15 protein-coding genes and 1 tRNA gene are annotated in these 18,055 nt (G+C 63.2%); 6 read left to right on the top strand and 10 right to left on the bottom strand.

Annotated elements, in window-relative coordinates:
- Nucleotides 1-61: 61 nt before the first annotated feature.
- On the bottom strand, nucleotides 62-709 hold the full coding sequence (locus tag QZ994_RS12685; RefSeq protein WP_290871968.1) for a sigma-70 family RNA polymerase sigma factor: 648 nt from the start codon (nucleotides 707-709) through the stop codon (nucleotides 62-64).
- Nucleotides 710-791: 82 nt separating this feature from the next.
- On the opposite strand from QZ994_RS12685, the gene purU reads away from it, so the two are divergent.
- The 4 genes from purU to QZ994_RS12665 are packed head-to-tail and all read left to right on the top strand — an operon-like array spanning nucleotide 792 to nucleotide 3,787.
- Nucleotides 792-1,676, top strand: coding sequence for a formyltetrahydrofolate deformylase (gene purU, locus QZ994_RS12680; RefSeq protein WP_290871965.1), 885 nt, complete (start codon nucleotides 792-794; stop codon nucleotides 1,674-1,676).
- A 30-nt stretch (nucleotides 1,677-1,706) separates the two neighbouring features.
- A complete protein-coding gene (locus QZ994_RS12675) occupies nucleotides 1,707-2,165 on the top strand; it encodes an SgcJ/EcaC family oxidoreductase (protein WP_290871962.1) in 459 nt (152 codons plus the stop codon).
- Between the two features lie 48 nt (nucleotides 2,166-2,213).
- Entirely contained in the window at nucleotides 2,214-3,218 is a 1,005-nt protein-coding gene (locus QZ994_RS12670) for an alpha/beta fold hydrolase (protein WP_290871971.1), read from the top strand.
- 14 nt (nucleotides 3,219-3,232) lie between these two features.
- Nucleotides 3,233-3,787, top strand: coding sequence for a DUF2946 family protein (locus QZ994_RS12665; protein ID WP_290871959.1), 555 nt, complete (start codon nucleotides 3,233-3,235; stop codon nucleotides 3,785-3,787).
- Nucleotides 3,788-3,837: 50 nt separating this feature from the next.
- On the opposite strand, the gene QZ994_RS12660 is transcribed toward QZ994_RS12665, so the two are convergent.
- Complete coding sequence (locus QZ994_RS12660; protein ID WP_290871957.1) at nucleotides 3,838-4,380, bottom strand: c-type cytochrome; 543 nt, start codon at nucleotides 4,378-4,380, stop codon at nucleotides 3,838-3,840.
- A 173-nt stretch (nucleotides 4,381-4,553) separates the two neighbouring features.
- Between QZ994_RS12660 and QZ994_RS12655 the strand changes: the two genes are divergently transcribed.
- A tRNA-Arg gene (locus QZ994_RS12655) sits at nucleotides 4,554-4,629 on the top strand.
- A 109-nt stretch (nucleotides 4,630-4,738) separates the two neighbouring features.
- Here QZ994_RS12655 and QZ994_RS12650 read toward each other — a convergent pair.
- The 8 genes from QZ994_RS12650 to QZ994_RS12615 form a co-directional block, all read right to left on the bottom strand.
- Nucleotides 4,739-5,437 carry a M48 family metallopeptidase gene (locus QZ994_RS12650; RefSeq protein ID WP_290871955.1) on the bottom strand — a complete coding sequence of 233 codons (699 nt, stop codon included), beginning with the start codon at nucleotides 5,435-5,437 and terminating at the stop codon, nucleotides 4,739-4,741.
- Nucleotides 5,434-8,721, bottom strand: coding sequence for a type I restriction endonuclease subunit R (locus QZ994_RS12645; protein WP_290871954.1), 3,288 nt, complete (start codon nucleotides 8,719-8,721; stop codon nucleotides 5,434-5,436). Before QZ994_RS12645 ends, QZ994_RS12650 begins: the two co-directional genes overlap by 4 nt.
- Before the next feature lie 101 nt (nucleotides 8,722-8,822).
- The gene (locus tag QZ994_RS12640) at nucleotides 8,823-10,496 is read right to left on the bottom strand and encodes a crosslink repair DNA glycosylase YcaQ family protein (protein ID WP_290871951.1); all 1,674 of its coding nucleotides are present in this window, start codon (nucleotides 10,494-10,496) and stop codon (nucleotides 8,823-8,825) included.
- On the bottom strand, nucleotides 10,493-11,839 hold the full coding sequence (locus QZ994_RS12635; RefSeq protein WP_290871949.1) for a restriction endonuclease subunit S: 1,347 nt from the start codon (nucleotides 11,837-11,839) through the stop codon (nucleotides 10,493-10,495). The genes QZ994_RS12640 and QZ994_RS12635 overlap by 4 nt, the downstream gene beginning before the upstream one ends.
- Nucleotides 11,829-14,303: an N-6 DNA methylase gene (locus QZ994_RS12630; RefSeq protein WP_290871947.1), complete on the bottom strand. Its 2,475-nt coding sequence runs from the start codon at nucleotides 14,301-14,303 to the stop codon at nucleotides 11,829-11,831. The genes QZ994_RS12635 and QZ994_RS12630 overlap by 11 nt, the downstream gene beginning before the upstream one ends.
- 154 nt (nucleotides 14,304-14,457) lie before the next feature.
- Nucleotides 14,458-14,982 carry a hypothetical protein gene (locus QZ994_RS12625; protein ID WP_290871945.1) on the bottom strand — a complete coding sequence of 175 codons (525 nt, stop codon included), beginning with the start codon at nucleotides 14,980-14,982 and terminating at the stop codon, nucleotides 14,458-14,460.
- Between the two features lie 33 nt (nucleotides 14,983-15,015).
- On the bottom strand, nucleotides 15,016-15,465 hold the full coding sequence (locus QZ994_RS12620) for a plasmid recombination protein (RefSeq protein WP_290871942.1): 450 nt from the start codon (nucleotides 15,463-15,465) through the stop codon (nucleotides 15,016-15,018).
- A 363-nt stretch (nucleotides 15,466-15,828) separates the two neighbouring features.
- Nucleotides 15,829-17,121: an integrase gene (locus QZ994_RS12615; RefSeq protein ID WP_290871939.1), complete on the bottom strand. Its 1,293-nt coding sequence runs from the start codon at nucleotides 17,119-17,121 to the stop codon at nucleotides 15,829-15,831.
- A gap of 282 nt (nucleotides 17,122-17,403) precedes the next feature.
- Here QZ994_RS12615 and QZ994_RS12610 point away from each other — a divergent pair, with 282 nt between their 5' ends.
- On the top strand, nucleotides 17,404-17,886 hold the full coding sequence (locus QZ994_RS12610; RefSeq protein ID WP_290871936.1) for a GreA/GreB family elongation factor: 483 nt from the start codon (nucleotides 17,404-17,406) through the stop codon (nucleotides 17,884-17,886).
- Nucleotides 17,887-18,055: the final 169 nt, after the last annotated feature.

The raw sequence follows: 18,055 nt of genomic DNA, 5'->3' as shown, positions 1-18,055 counted from the left end.
GGTGCCCAGCACGTATTCGGCGGCCAGGCGCTCGGCCAGTTGGGGGCGGCTGTAGTCCATCTCAGCCCAGGGCCAGCGAGGCCCGCTCCAGACAGGATTTCAGGCCTTGCAGTCCTCGGCGCACCCAGCTTTTCACCGTGCCCAGCGGCTGGTTCAGCTGCTCGGCCACCTCGCTGTGCGTGAGGCCCTGGTAATAGGCCATGGCCAGGCTGCGCTGCTGCTCGGTGCTCAGCCCCTGCATGCAGTCCTTCAGGGCGCGTGCTTCACTGGCCTGCAGCAGCAGGTCCAGAGGGCCGGGATCTTCGGAGGGGAGCTTGTCCAGCATGTCGGTCTCGGTGTCGTCGTCAGGGCCGGCCTGGTAACGGCTGATGGTGGAGGGCTCCGACTGGCGGCGGCGCAGGCTGTCGATCGCCCGGTTGCGGGCGATGCTGCCCAGCCAGGTGGAAGGCTGGCTCAGGGCGGGGTTGAAGCTCTGCGCCGAGCGCCAGACGTTGACGTACACCTCTTGCAGCACGTCTTCGGCCTGAGCCCGGTCCTTCTGGATACGCAGCACCACGCCGAGCAGATGCGCACTGGTCTGTCGGTAAAGCGTGTCGAATGCCACGCGGTCGCCCAGCGCGGTACGGGACAGCAAGGTGGCCAGCGAGTCCTGTCGGGCCAGGGCCTCGGGCGAGGGCGGAGGCCTGACTGCTTCAGACGATGGGGGCATGGTGCCTCGGGCTGCGTGGGGAAGGCCCATTCTAGGAAGATTCACAGAGCCGTGCCCCCGGCCTTCTACAATCGGCCCCATCATGAAGAAGCCGCACGAATTTGTACTCACCCTGTCCTGCCAGGACACCAAGGGCATCGTCCACGCTGTCTCGGGCCTGCTCTACCAGGCCGGCTGCAACATCATCGACTCCCAGCAGTTCGGTGACGTGCAGAGCGAGGACGCCACGGGCCTCTTCTTCATGCGGGTGCACTTTTCCGCCCCCGACAACCTGGCCGACGTCGCCACCCTGCGCAACTTCTTCAGCCACACGCTGGCGCAGTTCAAGATGGATGCCCACATCCACGCCCTGGCCGCCAAGCCCCGCGTGCTGATCATGGCCAGCAAGCACGGCCATTGCCTCAACGACCTGCTCTTCCGCTGGCGCTCGGGCTGGCTGGACATCGACATCCCGGCCATCGTCTCCAACCACCCGGACTACGCCGAACTGGCCGCCAGCTACGGCATCCCCTTCCACCACCTGCCCCTGCCCACGGGCGCCAGTGCCGAAGTCAAGCGCGCCCAGGAAGCCCAGGTCGAAGCCCTGGTCGAGGCCGAACGCATCGACCTCGTGGTGCTCGCACGCTACATGCAGATCCTCAGCCCCGCCTTCTGCGCCTTCCTCAAGGGCCGGGCCATCAACATCCACCACAGCTTCCTGCCCAGCTTCAAGGGCGCCAAGCCTTACTACCAGGCGCACGACCGTGGCGTGAAGCTCATCGGCGCCACCGCCCACTACGTCACCGCCGACCTGGACGAAGGCCCGATCATCGAGCAGGACGTCGAGCGCGTGGACCACACCCTCAGCCCCGAAGACTTCACCGCCGTGGGCCGCGACGTCGAGTGCGTGGTGCTGGCCCGTGCCGTCAAGTGGCACACCGAGCACCGCGTGCTGATGAACGGCCACAAGACGGTGGTCTTCAAGTAAGACGTCAAGCCCACCCCAGTCAGGCCCGCCATGAACGACCCCCGCGCCCGCAAAGTCTCCCAGGCCGTGCTCATGGCCACCGCCGACGACACCGAGGCCAGCTTCTACGAAGCCCTGCAGACGGGCGACCTCGAGAAGATGATGTCGGTCTGGGCCGATGACGACGAGATCGCCTGCGTGCACCCGGGCGGGCCCCGTGCCGTGGGGCCGATTGCCGTGCGCGCCGCTTTCGAAGCCGTGCTGACCGGGGGCTCGGTGCACGTGACCGTGCAGCACGTGCGGCGCATGGAGCAGCCCGGGTTTGCCGTGCACCATGTGGCCGAGCACATCCAGGCCATGACCCCGCAGGGCATGCAGACGGCCTATGTCATGGCCACCAACGTCTACGTGCGCACGGCCGAGGGCTGGCGCATGGTCGTGCACCATGCCAGCCCGGGCCTGCCGCAGGAGCTGCCCGACATCGTCGAGCCGCGTGCCACACTGCACTGAATGCCCGGCGCCTTGACCGGGTCCTTGGCCTTGATGGAGCCCGACCGCATGTTGCAGTACCGCGCCCCTCGCTGGCTGGCGGGCCATGGCCCGGTGGCCGGCAATGTGCAGACCATCTGGCCTGCGCTCTACAGCCGCACCCGCCCGGAGCCGGGTCGCCAGCCTGTGGCCTATCGCCGCGAACGCTGGACGGCCCCAGATGGCGACTTCATCGACGTCGACCACCTGGCCGCAGCCCCCTCCGCGCCGGCCCTGCGCCCCCTGCTGGTGCTCTTCCATGGCCTCGAAGGTTCTTCGCAAAGCCATTACGCCCGCGCCTTCGCCCACTGGGCCCATGCCCGGGGCTGGGACTACGCCGTGCCGCACTTCCGCGGCTGTTCGGGCGAGCTGAACCTGGCCCCGCGCGCCTACCATTCGGGCGACCACGAAGAGATCGACTGGATCCTGCGTCGCTTCCGGGCCGCCCACGCCGGGCCCCTGCTGGTGGTCGGCATCTCCATGGGGGGCAACGCGCTGTTGCGGTGGGCCCAGGAGCAGGGCGAAGCCGCCAGTGCCGTGGCCCGGGCCGTGGTGGCCATCTCCTCGCCCATCGACCTGGCGGCGGCCGGGCACGCCATCGGCCGTGGCTTCAACCGTGCGGTCTACACGCGCATGTTCCTGGGCACCATGAAGCCCAAGGCCCTGGCCAAGCTGGCCCAGCACCCAGGCCTTTTTGACAAGGCCACCCTGATGGCTGCGCGCGACCTCTTCGATTACGACAACGTCGTCACGGCCCCCATCCACGGCTTTGCCAACACCGAAGACTACTGGGCCCGCTGTTCGGCCAAGCCGGGCCTGCGCGCCATGCGCCATGTGCCGGCCCTGGTGCTCAACGCCCGCAACGACCCCTTCATCCCCGCCGCCTGCCTGCCCACCCAGGGCGAGGTGGGCCCGGCCGTGACGCTGTGGCAACCCCGCGAGGGCGGGCACGTGGGCTTCCCGGCCGGCCGATTCCCGGGCCATGTGGCCGACCTGCCTCTGGCCGTCGGCAGATGGCTGACCCAACACTGCTGAAGAAGGACCCGTCCATGGACGACATCGTCAAGGCCGCGATGGCCAAGTGGCCCAACGTGCCCGACTGCTACGGCTGGCTGGCACTCGACGCCCGGGGAGACTGGTACATGCGCGACGACCGCATCCAGGCCAGCGGCCCCTTCCCCGAGGTGAAAGGCAGCCGGGTCAACCACGACAAGCTCAAGGCCTTCATCGAGCGCAACCTGTCCCACGACGACCGTGGCGCCTGGTTCTTTCAGAACGGCCCGCAGCGTGTCTACCTGCAGCTGGAGGCTGCGCCCTGGGTGCTGCGCGTGCGCCGCGCCACCGAACTGGGGGAAGGCCGGCACGTGGTCGACACCCACACGGGTCTGCGCGTGCACACCGTGCGCTCGGCCTGGCTGGACGAGCTCGGTCGCCTCTTCCTCGACACCGAGCACGGCCTGGGCATCGTGCACTCGCTGGACATGGATGCCGCGGCCGACCTGGTCGAAGCCGGTACCTGGGTGCCAGAAGATGCGCCGTTCAGCGCGCTGCCGGAGCGCTTCGGCTACCTGTTGCAGCCAGCACCATTGACGCAGCGCCCATGAAAAAACCGGCCACATGGGCCGGTTTGATCTGGGGTTGAGCGCGATGCCGCTCAGGGGGCCGATGCGGCGCTCGCGGCACCTGCCGGGGCGGCGGGCTCGCTCAGCTTGCCGCCGCTGCCATTGGCCATGTAGACCAGGCCGCGGGCCACTTCGTAATCGCTGTAATCGCCGCCACCTTGGGCGGGCATGGCGTTGAAGCCCTTGAGCGCGTGCTCCAGCAGCTTGTCCAGGCCCTGGCCCAGACGCGGGCCCCAGGCGGCGGCGTCGCCAAACTTGGGCGCGCCGAGCATGCCGGCGCCGTGGCAGTTCGTGCACTGGGCCTTGAAGACTTCTTCACCCGTGCGCGGGCCGGCGTTGGCCGAGGCCACTTTGATCTCCACCGTGCCCACAGGCATGATGCGCTGGGCCGTGGCCTGGGCGCTGAGCGCGTCGCTGCCCGACGAGCCTTTGCTGCCAGCGGCCACGTAGTTCACCAGCAAGGCGATCACGGTAACCGGCACGATGAACGCGGCGGCCACCGCAGCGACGAGCTGCTGCGTGGTCTTGACGGGGCCTTCGTGGCCGGCTTCTTGGTTGTGGGGCGCTTGGCTCATGGGGTTTCAGGAGGCGCAGGTTGATCGAGGCTGGATGACCCAGCGAACGGGCTCGGGCGGGGTGATGGGGGCACCATGCACGACACAAGACCGGACGGTAACTGGGGATTATAGGTGTAGCCCATGCGCCACCGCCAGCAGAGCCCGAGGCGGCTGCTAGAATCCCACGTGTTGCGTCCGTAGCTCAATGGATAGAGTACTGCCCTCCGAAGGCAGGGGTTGCTGGTTCGATCCCAGCCGGACGCGCCAAGAAAACCCAATGAAATCAAGCCCTTGGCGGAAACGCTCAGGGCTTTTTTCTTGGGCGGAGTAATAAAGTAGTAATAAGGCCGCTCAGCAGCGCCCTGGCGGGACAGGCTCAGCCAAGCCCTTCAACGGTCATGCCGTGTTCAGCCAGCCACGTTTTCCGGCGAGCGTAGTCCGGCATCGCCCGCTCTACGCGTTGCCAGAATTCCGGTGTGTGGTGTTGCTCATGGATGTGTGCCAGTTCGTGCACCACCACGTACTCTGCGATACGGGCCGGCAGCAAGATGGTTTTCCAGTGGAAGTAGAGCCTGCCGCCCTTCCCGCAAGAGCCCCAACGGTAGCCCAGGTCCTGTACGGTCAATCCGGCTGGCGCGACCTCCATGCGGTTTGTGTAAGCGCTGACCTTGCCTTCCAGCCAGGATCGGGCGCGTTCGCTGTACCAGCGGACCATATGGGCTTCGCCCTGATCGGCCAGTGCCTTGGGCATCAGGAATCGGCCTGCAATCAGCTTGACGCCTGTTTCCGTGGCCTCCACGAGGCGCAGTCGGTGGCTCCTGCCCAAGTAGGTGAAGCCTTCGCCGTCCACAAATTGCTTGCGGGGCACCACGTGCTGTAGCGCCTCTTTTTTGGCAAGCTGGGTGTAGACCCAGGCTTGTTTGCGCGCCAAGAAGTCCTTGAGTTGCGTCTCTGGCACGCCTGGCGGTGCGGAGACGATCAGCTCACCTGCACGCCCCACTGTGATGCCCAGCGTGCGCCTGGTGTGGCTGCGCCTCACGTCGAAGGTCAGGTCATCAATCGTCAGGGTGCTCATGCGTGTAGCAGGCGTTCATGGTTGGCGCGAGCCAATGCCATCAGCTTGTCAACCAGTGCATCGAGTTCTGGCGCAGGCAGTAGGCGCGAGGCCATCAGGCGCTCGAAGATGAGGGTGGCAAGCGCATCTTGGGCTGGCTGGCGATTGGGGCGCCAAAGGTTCGGCACCACTTCTGCCACGATAGTGTCCACCACTTCAACAGTCAGCGCGACCAGCTTCTCGCGCTCTGCGTCGCTGAGTGAGCCATCACCTACTGCCGTGTCTACGATCAAGCGGAAGAAAGGAGCGTAGTGCTCAGGTAGATCAGGCAGTCGGTCATCGGGGGCGGCATGCCCTTGTCGGATGTCTTGGGCCAGCAAGGTGAGGGCGCTCACGAGCTCATCCCATTGCTCGCCCAGCTTGTCGAGCAGAGCCTTCAGTCGTTCGCTGAGCTTGCGATACGCCACGGGGTCTTGGTCTATGTGCTCGCGAATGTGGGCGCGTATGGCGTGCTCCATCTCGGAGGCTTTGGCTCGGTCGTTGGGCTCTCTTGATACCTGGGCGCCGAAGTCGGCGTCAGTGAGCGAGACGGGTGGGATCTTTGGGTTCACGCCCATCGAAATCACATGGTCGTCGATGAGCTTGCGTACCTTGGCGCCCACGTCCTTGCCCAGGGCTTGGGTGTCTCGGTAGCGGTTGCGGGCGCGTGCATAGATGAAGGCCAACAGCTTCGCGTCCGCGGCGAAGGGCAGGCCCTCTGGTCGAGGCAGCACCACATCCAGCAGGCTCAAGAATCCCTTGAGCTTCACGCCAAATTCAGCCCGTAGGCGCTCGTTGCTCAGCAGCTCGACACAGGCTTCGGTGTCTGCCAGTGAGTCCACGCCTCGGCTGCGGAAAATGTCGACCACCCTCAGGTGACGGTCACGCAGCACTGGGACTTCATCGCTCAGGCTTTGCAGGGTGCCGTCGATGTCCTCATCAGCGTAGACGCTCAAGGCTTGCTTGAGGTGGTGGGCAAGTCCGTAGTAGTCGACCACGATGCCGAATTTTTTGCCATGCCCTGTGCGGTTCACCCGCGCAATGGTTTGCAGCAACTCGGCTTCCCGGATCGGGCGATCCAGGTACATCACGCCTTCAATGGGGGCATCAAAGCCAGTGAGCAACATGGATTTGACGATCAGGAAGGCCAGCGGATCTGTCTTGTTTGCGTTGGCGTCGAGTAGGGGCTTCTTGAAGCGCTTGATGTTGCGCTCGTGAGTCGCACTGTCTGTCCAGGGCTTCCAAGCGGGGGCGTCGTTGTTGCCGCCCGAAATCACTGGCGCAAACTCAATGGCCCTCAGTGTGTCGACATGTCGCCAGGCCTGCACTTGTGCTTGCACGGCGGCTGGGCGCAGGCACAGCGCTTCGTCGCCCATGGCTTTGTCTTCGGCACTCAGAGCCTCGGCTTCAGTCAGCAGGGCGTCTCTGGCGTTCTGGAGGGCATCGAGGTACCGAATCACAGCCAGGCGGCTGTAGGCCACCACTTGAGCCTTGAAGCCGTTGGGCAAGATGTGCGTCACGTAGTGACGCAGCATGTCGCGAGCCTTGTCGCGGATCAGGTCGGGGGCCTCAAAGATCTGGCCTTTTGTGGCGTACTTCTTTCTGATGGCTTCCAGCTCTTCTGGGGTGTGCTCGCGGAAGAGGTCCTCAAAGAGCTCGTCAAGGTTGGCGTCGTCTTTGATCGCGCCCTGGGCCGTCCTGCCCTCATAGAGGATCGGGACAATGGCCCCGTCTGCCTCGGCCTCGCGGATGGTGTAGCGGTCGATGAACTCGCCGAACACCTCATGCGTGCGCTTTTTGTCGCCCATCAGGATCGGAGTGCCTGTGAAGCCGATGCGAGCGCAGTTGGGCAGCCCCACTTGCAGTGCTGCGTGGAGGTCACCCGATTGGCCGCGGTGTGCCTCGTCTACCAGCACAAGGATGGTGTCGTCTTCGTTCAGGACCTCGGTGGGGGCAGGCTCTCCTGTTCTGATGGGTCCCCCTCGCTGGGGCAGATCGGCGGTCTTCAGGCCTGCCTCGCCTATGGCATCGCCCGTCCGTTGCTTCTGGATCATGCCGAACACCAGACCAGGGCCTTTGATGCGCAGCATGGCCTTTAGCTTTTCGGCCGTGGTGGCTCGCTCCACGCTTTCACCGGTCAGCACGGCGGTTTCAGACAACTGCTGCTCCAGATCGGTACGGTCGGTCACGACGACCACCTTGAAGCGACGCAGCACGGGGTCGGTGCGCAGCTTGCGGATCAGGAACACCATGGTCAGGCTCTTGCCTGAGCCTTGGGTGTGCCACACGATGCCGCCACGGCGATCGTGCTCGCCATCTTGCAAGCGGGTTTTTCCTGTGCGCAGGCGCCCGATGGCCCGGCTCACGGCCCGGTATTGCTGGTAGCGGCATACAGCCTTTACCGTGGCCCCATCAGCGTTCATGAACAAGGTGAAGTGGCGAACCACATCCAGCAGGTGGCTCGGGGTTAGCAGGCCCGCTACCAGACGCTCTTGCTCAGATAGCTTGGCTCTCCCCAGGTCTTGCGCCACAGCGTCCTCGGTCAGAGGGGCGACCGTCTTCCAGGCCGCGTAGTGCTTGAAGGCCGCGCCCACCGCACCCACACGGGCCTCATCGAAGCTCGTGGCCACCAGTAACTGCGTGGTGTGGAACAGGGGCTCGTTGCCTTCGTTGTCAGCGACCTCGCCGCTGGCCTTGCGCTGGTTGCTATAGCGGCGCAGTTGGTCCACGGCCTCGGTCAGGGGCTCTGGCACGGAGGGGCTTTTGCATTCGATCACCACCAAGGGGATGCCGTTCACCAGCAGCACGAGGTCTGGCACGATGAAGGCCTTGCCTCGGTTGAAGCCTGGCGGGCAATCCACTCGGTACTGGTTGACCACTGTGAAGGTGTTGCGCTCGGGGTGCACCCAGTCGATGAAATGGATGGTCTGGCTGCGCCCACCGTCCCAGCCAGGCAGGCCTTCCACGGTGATGCCGTCCAGCAGCAGCTCGGTGGCGGCGCGGTTGGCCTCCATCAGCTTGTGTGCCGGGATGCGGGTGAGCGCGGCCACGGCCTGGCTCAGGCGCTCGGCGTCCAGCCAGGGCTGCCCGTCGTGCAGGTTCAGGGCATGGAGTTGGCGCCGCAGGACAGCTTCTTGCACCACCTCGGAGAACGCGGTGCGCTCGGTCCGGGCGGGGGCGTCCAGCGTGCCGGCAATGTGTTGCCAGCCCTGGCTGACCAGCTGCTCGACCAGGGGCCGCTCGACTTCATCCAATTCCCAGCCCATAGGCCTCCCAGCCCGGTAGTTAAGTCATTGATTTCATTGAGATGATATGGGCAGCGGCCACCGATTCAGGCTCATAGCGGCTCATAGAGGTTCATCAAAGCTCATAGAGATGCATCATTGGCCAGCGTGTAAGTGGCCCAACGGCGTTCTCCGTGCTGTTGCAGCAAGCCTTGTTCTTTGAGCCTTTTGAGCAACTTGGCAGACTGGTCTGGAGACAGGCGGCACAGGTCGGCCACGTCTGCCCGGGCAATCCGCCCATGCTGCTTCACATAACTCAGTACCAACTGTTCGTGCTGCAGGGCACTGAAGCCCACCTGGCGGGTATAGGCCGCCTTGTCGCCATCAGCCTGGTACACCCCTGCTGCCAGGGTGTAGGTGCGCCCCCGGGCGTTGCCATGGGCCTGCACCAGCCCCATTTCTACCAAGGCCTCCAGGGTGCGCTTGGCCTGGGCGGCTTCGCGCTGGATGTGGGTGGCCAGCTCTTCGGTGCTCAGCCGCTTGAGCTCGCGCAGGGCGGCCAGGGCGATCAGGCTGTCGATGGGCAGCTCTTGGCCGCGCTTGCTTTCTTGTTCGATCACCAGCTTCAGGAAAGCCTCGTCGGCATCGACCGTGGCCAGCTTGAGCACCACGCTGTGCACATCGGTGCGGCGGTAGTCGGGCTCTGGGCGACCAAAGCGCAGCATGCCCCGGTAGATTTTGTCCACGCCTCGGCCTGAGCGCTCGACCATGCCCACACGCTTCATGGCATCGGCCAGGGTGCGGTTGCGTGGGCGGGGCTCAGTGGTGAGCAAGTTGGCCAGGGTCACGCCATCGACCAGGCCGCCGGGGTTGCTGATGGTCAGGCCCTCGTCGTCTAGTCGCACATGCACCGCGGCCAGGCGGTGGTAATCGCGGTGCACCAAGGCATTGGCCACCGCCTCACGGAAGGCGCCCATGTCCACCTTGGGCACGGGCACGCGGAACAGGCCCACCTGGATCTCGCGCTCGTGGTTGTAGGGGCGGAAGTTGGTTTCCAGCCAGTCGAGCGCCTTGAGCAGCGGGAAGCGGCGGAACTCGTTGAAGCCCACGGCTTCACGCGCCAGCACCTGGAAGGCGAACTCGTGTGTGGGCAGCAATTCGCGCAAGGCAGCTTCTTTCCCCACGAGCAGCAAGCCGGTGAGGGTGGGTGCGCGGCCAGCGCCATTGGGTAGGCGGGCGGTGAGGCCCAGGGCGCCATCGAGGGCTTCGTCGTCCAGCTCTAACAGCACGCGGTCGCCGCCGTACTGCTGCACGCACTGGCGCAGCCGTTCGCGCTCCAGCGGGTCCAGATCGGCCAAGGTGGCACCGGCCACGATCTGGGCCGAGGCATCGACCAAGCCAAAGCTGCTGACGCGGCTGGCGCGCTCGTGCGGCAGCATGCCCACGCACTCGGGCTGGCCATCGGGTTTGATGCGGCGGCGAAGGTACACGCCGCTGGTGGTTGCCACTTCGCCTTGCGCCTTTGGGACCGCGATGTGGGCCAGGTGGCAGCCGCCCGCCTGGACGGGCGTGACCACCACGGCCAGCGAAGGCGAGGTGCGGGCCGCCACCATGCCAGCCAGACCGCTGAGCTGCAGGTGCTCGGGGTGCAGGCCAGTGGGCGTGCCGTCGTCTTCCACCCCCAGCCACAGCTCGCCGCCTTCGGCATTGGCCAGGCAGATCAGGGCTTCGACCAAAGCCGTGTCATGCAAGCGTGCGCGGTCGCTCTTGAACTCGACCGTGAGCGATTCGCGTGGGGGCAAGGTGGGCGTGCTCATGGCTGGGTGGCTGGGGCCTGGGCGAGCAAGGGGGTGACGCGGACACGGCCGGTAAGGAGGTCGTCCATGAGACCGGATTTCAGTTGCGCCAATTTATGCAATGTCGATGCCTCAACGTCAATTCGAGCCTGTGAAGAGGCGACTCGTTCAACGATGGCTCGCTGCTCGATCAGCGTCATGTCAGGGATTGGCAGTTCTTGGCAAAGGGCGAGTGTCAAATTTACCTGACCAGATGTCTGCTTGGCTCGTTGGCGCAGCCAGACTTGGGAAAGGGTGCTACCAAGCCATGTGAGCAAGAAATTTGACAGCAAATCGGACGTTGGCCGAAAGAGCGCGATGGCTTGATTGATGTTGATGGGGCCTGACTCTTCTGAGATGAGTCCCAACTTCCCAAGTGGTGGCCCGACGATGTTGGTCAGCACGTCACCAGGCAAACACTGTGACCGCATAAGTTCGCTCTCATGGGTCACCGTTGAGATACGGAAGTTGCTCGCAATGAAATTCAGCTGACCATCGAAGCTGAGGTTATCGACTCGGAGAAAGCGAACGCCTTCCTCGCCTTGCCACATTTGGTTGCTTACAGGCGTTGTGCCCTTGGTGATCAGTGAGCACCTATGCGCAGTCTCCACCACGTTCCATTCCACCGGAATCCACCCCAACGGCGACGCCTTGTAGAGATGCGGCGCCTCGCTCTGCGGTGGGCGCAGTTCACCGTTGGCGTCGATGCCTCGGGTCAGCAGGTCGTGAAGCAGGCCTTGCTTCACCAGCTTGAGCTTGGCGATGATGGCCTCGGTATTGCGGATGGTGGTGTCGAGGGTGTCGAGGACTTGAGCAATCTGCGTGCGCTCTGCTCTAGGGGGAACCGGCACACGGATATCGGCGATTTCGCTGCCTGAGACCTCCAAAAATGTTGTGCCAGACGCTCGCCGCTTGAGCTCAGGCTTCAGCTTGTCGGCGACATAAAAATAGAACGGCGCATCGCTAGGATCCGCGAACACGAGGGACTTGAATCCTTGGTTCGTGGTCATCGGAGCGGCACTGATTGCGCGTGCGCCAAGAGTTGCTCGCGTGGTGATCATCAGTGCGCCGATCGGCAACAAAGTTGCCCCGCTGCTAGCCAGGCCAGCCGAGCTGATGTATTCGCGAGTGGCAGCAAGGAAGATTGATTCTTCTCGGCTGACTTCGCTTGGCGTTACCCATGGGATGACGCCGTGCCAATAGGCTGCAATATCCCGGCTGGGCGTGCCTCCACCCACTACTTTTGCCACGTCCGAAATGCGTGCGATCTCCCAATCGCAGGGTAGGGCTTTGAGATACGTGGAATGGCTGGTCTCAGCGCCCATAGCCGAGGCCCTCCATAAATCGCTGAAGCAATGCATTCGACGCACTTCGCGCGCGCTCAACATCTGTCAGCGTCACTCGGTACTTGTCCCACCATCCCTCAAACGCCAGCACCACCTGCTGCCGCTGCGCGGCCACATAGCGCTCCAGAATCACCGCCACGTCCCGCTGGATCACCGTCAACAGCAGGTCGGCCGCACCGGCTTCATCCAGCGCATCCACCGCCTCATTCAAGCGCTGCACAAAGCCCTTCTGCTCGGCCTTGATCTGCTTCTTCAGCGCAGCCAGTTGCTGCTTCCACGCCTTGAGCTGGGCTTCATCCACCGCGGGCGCGTCGTCACCTGTTTCGGCGGCATCGCTTTCGTCGCCCTCGGCTTCATCAGCGCGCTTGTCAGGCGTGGCCGCCTTGATCTGGCTGTCCAGCTCCGTCTTGCGGGCGTCCAGGTCAGCCAGGGTCTGGATGAAGTCGGCCATCAGGCACTTCACCAGCTTGTGGTCCAGCGGGTTGCCCTTGTGCTGCTCGTCGTCCAGCGTGGTGAGGACGCTGGTGCGCCAGGCATCCACCACACCCTTGGCGCCGCGTGCCATCAGGGTCATGAACTCGTACTTGGCATCGAACCAGAAGCCCGCCACGATGCCGCGCACCTGAAAGCGGCTGAGCAGGCCAACGGGTTCCAGCGCTTCGCTGAAGCTTTGTAGCAAGTCATGGCGCAAGCCCACCAGGCTGGTGGCGCCCGCCAGCGCCGTGATGCGCGGGCTGTGGGCTTGCCACCAGGCTGCAAAGGCGTCACGCACCGCTTGCTCGCGTGCCAGCAGGCCCGGGTTGGCTTCGATGGCGGGCTTGATGGCTTGGCGACTGCTCAGCTCATGGTTGAAGTCTAAGTAGGCCGCATCCCGTTCTAAAAACAGCGCCATCGGGTCCAGGCCCTGTGCATTGAACAGAGCGGCCTTGGCCTGCACCTCGGTCTTTGGCACACCACCTTGCAGGTGGGCGCGCACGTCATGCGGCTCTGGGGGCGGAGCGTTGTCCGCGTAGCGGCGGATGTTCAGGTTGTAGTCGTTCTCTCGCAGCGTGGCGTTGCTGACCACAGCAGAGAAGCCGGGCACTTCGGCAAAGGCGTCGAACGTGTCGGCGATCTTTTCGATGTGCTCTGGCAGCAGGAGGTTCTGGGCGCGGCCTTCGAAGTATTCGCGGTCGGCGTTGATGAAGAGCACCTTGCCCTGGCGCTCGGGCGGCTTGCCGCTGCGCTGGCCTTTGCGCTTGCGCATCACCAGCACGCAAGCAGGGATGCCCGTGCCATAAAACAGGTTGGCGGGCAGGCCGATGACAGCCTCCAGCAGGTCGTGCTCGATCATTCCGCCCCGAATGGTGCGCTCTTCTCCACCTCGAAACAGCACGCCATGCGGCAGCACCGTGGCGAGTTGCCCACCGTCACGAAGCACCGCCACCATGTGCTGCAGGAACATCAGATCGGCCTTTTTGCTGCCCAGCGGGACCTCGCCATAGGCATAGCGCTCAGCGCGGAACTGGGGGCGCCAGACAGACTCGCCGTTGCGGTCCAGGTCGCTCGTGCCCCAGTTGATGGAAAAGGGTGGGTTGGCCAAGATGCGGTCGAAACGCATCAGCTCGCCGTTTTCCACGTGCTGGGGTTCGGCCAAGGTGTCTTCGTTGCGAAGGTCGGCGCTGCTGATGCCATGCAAGAGCATGTTCATGCGTGCGATGGACCAGACCGTGCCGTTGGCCTCCTGGCCGCACAGATCGGCCTTGGTGCCGTCGCCGCCGTGCTCGTCGATGTACTCCTTGGCCATGATCAACATGCCGCCTGAGCCCACACAGGGGTCATAGATGCTGTGATGCTGCTCGGGCTTGATCAGTCGCACCATCATGCGGACCACGGAGCGGGGCGTGTAGAACTCGCCTCCCTTTTTGCCAGCCGAGTCAGCGAATTCTCCGATCAGGTACTCGTAGGCGGCGCCCAGAAGGTCTGGGAACTCGAAATCTTCGTTGCGAAGGCGGTGCTGACTGAAGTGGGTGATGAGCTGGCGCAGTTTGATGTCCGGGATCTTGCTTTGCCCCACCTTGCGGCTGAAGTCGATGTGTTCAAGCACTTCGGCCAAGCTGGCGTTGTTGCTTTCCAGGCCGCCTAGAGCCCGGTTGAGGTGGCCGCCGATGTCCTGGTGGGCCTCGTTGACCAAAAAGTCCCAGCTGGATGTGTGGGGGACGTAGAACGACTGTCCGTACCACCGGCGCAGCTCGGCGCTGAACTCCGCATCCGCCTTTGATTTGCCTGCCGCCATTTCCTGTGCGATCACCTGGGCCTTGCGCTGCTCGAAGACATCGGAGCAGCGCTTGAGGAGCAGCATGCCGAAGATGTATTCCTTGAACTCCGAGGCGTCCATCTTGCCGCGCAGGATGTCAGCGGCCTTGAACAGGTGGCGTTCGAGCTGTTGCAGGGTCAGGGGCATGCTGTCAAAAATCCAGTGTGATCTCTCTGGCCTTTGCCTGGTTTGGCTGGGGCTTGCAGGGGCCAGATTGTCGTTCAGCTCTGCCCTGTCCACTGCCCAAAAACCTTTATGTTTATGAATGCCCGGCCCCATCCGGGCGATGGCTTCGGCGAGGTTAACGCCACCCATCATCGAAGTGCTCGCGTACAAAGAGCGATGCCTGGGTGCAGTCATCTTCGTTCGTTTCCCTGCTCGTGCTCTGCGCTTGAGCGCCTTCCAGTGCGCGCTTGGCTGCTTGATGCCGCTGACGCGAGTTGGCTGGTGAGGAAACCTCTACAGAGTCATAGGGGTTATGTGCATCGCTTGGGTGCGCTGGTGTTCGCTCGGCGATCAGCGAACGGCCTTCGTGGTGTTTTTTGGGGGTGGCTTTGCAGGGAGACGTGAAGATGGCGGTACTACTGCGCAGTTTTTTGGCAGGCGCGACCACGGTCAAGCCGTATTGCAAAACGAAGTCCGTCGGCGAATTCACGATGACGGCCCGATAGGCTTGCCATGCGGGGCTGGCCAGGATGCTTGGTTCGTGCTGCTTGATGTGGTTCAGAACGGCTTCTGCCTGAGCGCGCTTGCTGCCCGGTGTGAGGCGAGGGCGAAGCGTCAGGCCGTGCTTGTGTCCAACCTTGGTGTGGAAGTCTCCGTGCATGAGCGCGAGTTGTTGCCGCCCTCCCATGGCGTCCTAGCCGCGAAGACGGCCTTCCAAGATGGGCAATATGAGCACATGGCAATGGGGTGCCCCTTCGTCTAGGTGCACATCGGCGCTAAGGATGTTCTGCCAGCCCCCGAAGTAGTCGGCCGCCCATCGCACGCAGTCGGTGAAATAGGCACGCAGGTCTATCTGGGTGGTCCTGGCGAGGCTGAACACAGCTTCCAGGCCCAGGACGGCGTTGGCTCTTGGCGTAATGCCCATCACTTTCATGCGTTCACTGGCACGTTCGGCAACTTCGGCAGCAGAGCGAGGGCCGTGAAGGTTGTAGTTGAGGTGCATGCGTTCGGTGTCGATGTGACTGCCCGCGCCGAGTTCAGCCTGAATTTCTCGTTTGTTGTGCCGGGCTGCTTTGCTGATGATGCCTTTGCCCTTGCTTTTGGCGGACAGGGGCTCTACACGCAGGAATTCTGAATTGTTCATTCTTGCCTCTATCTCAGTGCTGCCGCTTCCCAGCTTCGGCTTCTGCGGCGCGCTTCGCTACCCAACGTTTGATGCTTTCTGCACACCACCGGGAACAACGTCGCCCGCGCCCCAACTGGAGTGGTGCCGGGAAGTCAGGGTCTTTGCGCAGATCCACCAGCATCGTGCGTCCGATGGACAGGATGGTCAGTAGGTCATCGATAGTCCACAGAAGCGCCGTGTGGGCGGTGGAGGTCTATTGGGTGGTGTCCAGTGCTTGGTGTGAGCTCATGGGTTGAATTTCGGTTTGTCGTGAGGAATGGAATCGCGACACGTAAAACGTGGATTGGGTCAAGCGGTGCTCAGTTGGTTGTTGTTCGCCGCTCAGGTGCATTCAATCGCATGCGGGCGCTGGGAGCTTTCCCCGTTTTCCCGTTTCGGATCTTTAGTCTGCTCTCTCGTCAGCGCCTCACCGTTATCTGCCGGAGCTTGTCCTGGCAATGTAAGCATGGCGAGGGCTTCCTGCGCGCGGTCTTGCTGGAGGTGCGAGTAGTGCTTCTGGATCATTTCGATCGAGGTGCCGCTGACATGGGCCACCGTCGCCAGATCCAACCGCCTGCACAGATCGCTGATGACGCTGTGGCGCAGCGTGTAGGCCACCCCTTCCTTCGGTAGCCCCGCTGCGATGAAGGCGGCTTTGATCGGCACTTTCCAGCTGTCGTTGCGCCATGCCTTGCCGTTCGCCCTTTTGAAGATGGGGGCAGACGGTTCGCTGTCACTGCAGTTGGTGGCCAGAAATTGCGCGGTACTTTTGGGCAGCATGATGCGTCGGCCTTGCCCAGCCTTGTCTTTGCCGATGGTTAGCAAGCTCAAGGCGGGATCGAAGTTGGCCACCGTCAGGTGGGCCACGGCGCCAGGGCGCAGCGGTAGCAGGCAGAGTGCGGTCAGGAATGGTTGGATTTCTTCGTCTGCATGCTCGATCAGCTTGTTGCGCTGTGCAGGGTCAAGGTAGAGACCACGAGATTTGCTTGCGTTTGGCGCATTTTGCAAGGCACCGAGCCACGCGGCATCGGTGTCGATGTCGCCGTTGATCTTCGCGAAGTTGAGCGCCGCTCGCAGGGTGGCCATGTCTCGATTCAGCGACGATGGTGCACGCGGGCGAGTGTTTTCCTTATTTGTGTAAGGCGTGATCATCACGGCGGTATTGGCCAAGCTGTGCCGCCATGTTTCGATGGCTCTGCGTGTGAGCTTTGCCATGTACACGTTGGCGAGCGGGTGGCCGTAAACGCGCCTTTGAAAACGGGCATGCGTTTCATCGGCTGGTCCGTTTCCGCGCTTCAGCCTGAGGTGTTGCACGTATTGCTCGCACACCATCTTGACGGTCTTGGCAATCACCGGCCCGTCGTTTGTCCGGACTTGTTTGAACCACGCTTCTGCGGCTTCTAGAGCGACGTCATAGCGGCGAGCCCCCGGAGTGCCGTCAAGTGAGCCAAAGCTTGTTTTCACCAGCCGCGTGGTTCCATCGAACTGGAACCGGGCCCCCCAAGAGCCTTGGCCCTCATCGGATGTTTTGCGGAAGGTGATGTAGCAGCCGACGCGGATCTTGTGGCTGTACGGCTCTCTTTTTGGGGGGAGCTTCTTGCGTCCTTCGACGGTCTTCAGATTGGGGCTGGCCACAGTACAGCAGGCGTGTCGCAGTAATAAAGTAGTAATATTTTATGCGGACGTCAGCGGTCGTCGGCGAACATCAACATCGACTTTACCCAGTAGAAATCGATGGTTTGACGTTTGCGTGTGTTCGCTGATTGCCGCGAAGCCAGCGCTCCGAAGGCAGGGGTTGCTGGTTCGATCCCAGCCGGACGCGCCAAGAAAACCCAATGAAATCAAGCCCTTGGCGGAAACGCTCAGGGCTTTTTTTCTGGCTGGTGGGCCAACGCATCGAGATGCCGATCTTTCATCATGGACAAATCCTGGTTGCAGCAGCAGGTGTTGGCGCGGCTTGCCGAAGACTTGGCGCAGGCCGAGGAGGCCGCTCGCGCGGCGCATGAGTCGGCGACACACGAAGAGAACATCGCCGAAAACAAATACGACACCTTGGGGCTCGAGGCGGCGTACCTGGCCACCGGCCACGCTCGTCGGGCTGACGCCATCCGTCAGGCGATGACCTCCTGGCGTCAGTTCACGCCTCGACCCCGCCACGCCAGCACAGGCATCCAGCTGGGTTCACTGGTCTGGTTGATCGACGCCGACGACAGGACACACGCCTTCTTTCTCGGTCCGGATGGGGGCAGCATGAAGGTGGACGATGGCGCTCAGTCCGTTCAGGTTCTCAGCACCCAAGCCCCTTTGGCCAAGGCCATGCTGGGCAAATGCGAGGGAGATGACGTGTGGGTGCAGGGTGGGGCGACCCGCCAGACGTTTGAGGTACTGCGGGTTCATTGATTCGAGGGTTCGTTCCCGCCGGGTGGGCGAAGGTTGGCGGCCAGGAGGCAGCCATGGCAGCGCGGGAGAAAAAAAGCCCCAAGTGACAGGCACTCGGGGCTTTTTGTTTGCCAGAAAGACGAAGGTCAGTCTTAAAACGGGATGTCGTCATCCATGTCGTCAAAGCCCG

Source organism: Aquabacterium sp. (assembly GCF_021768455.1).
Classification (GTDB): Bacteria; Pseudomonadota; Gammaproteobacteria; order Burkholderiales; family Burkholderiaceae_C; genus Aquabacterium.
The sequence above is the reverse complement of the archived record's forward strand: the minus strand, read 5'-3'. Positions and strand labels throughout refer to the sequence as shown.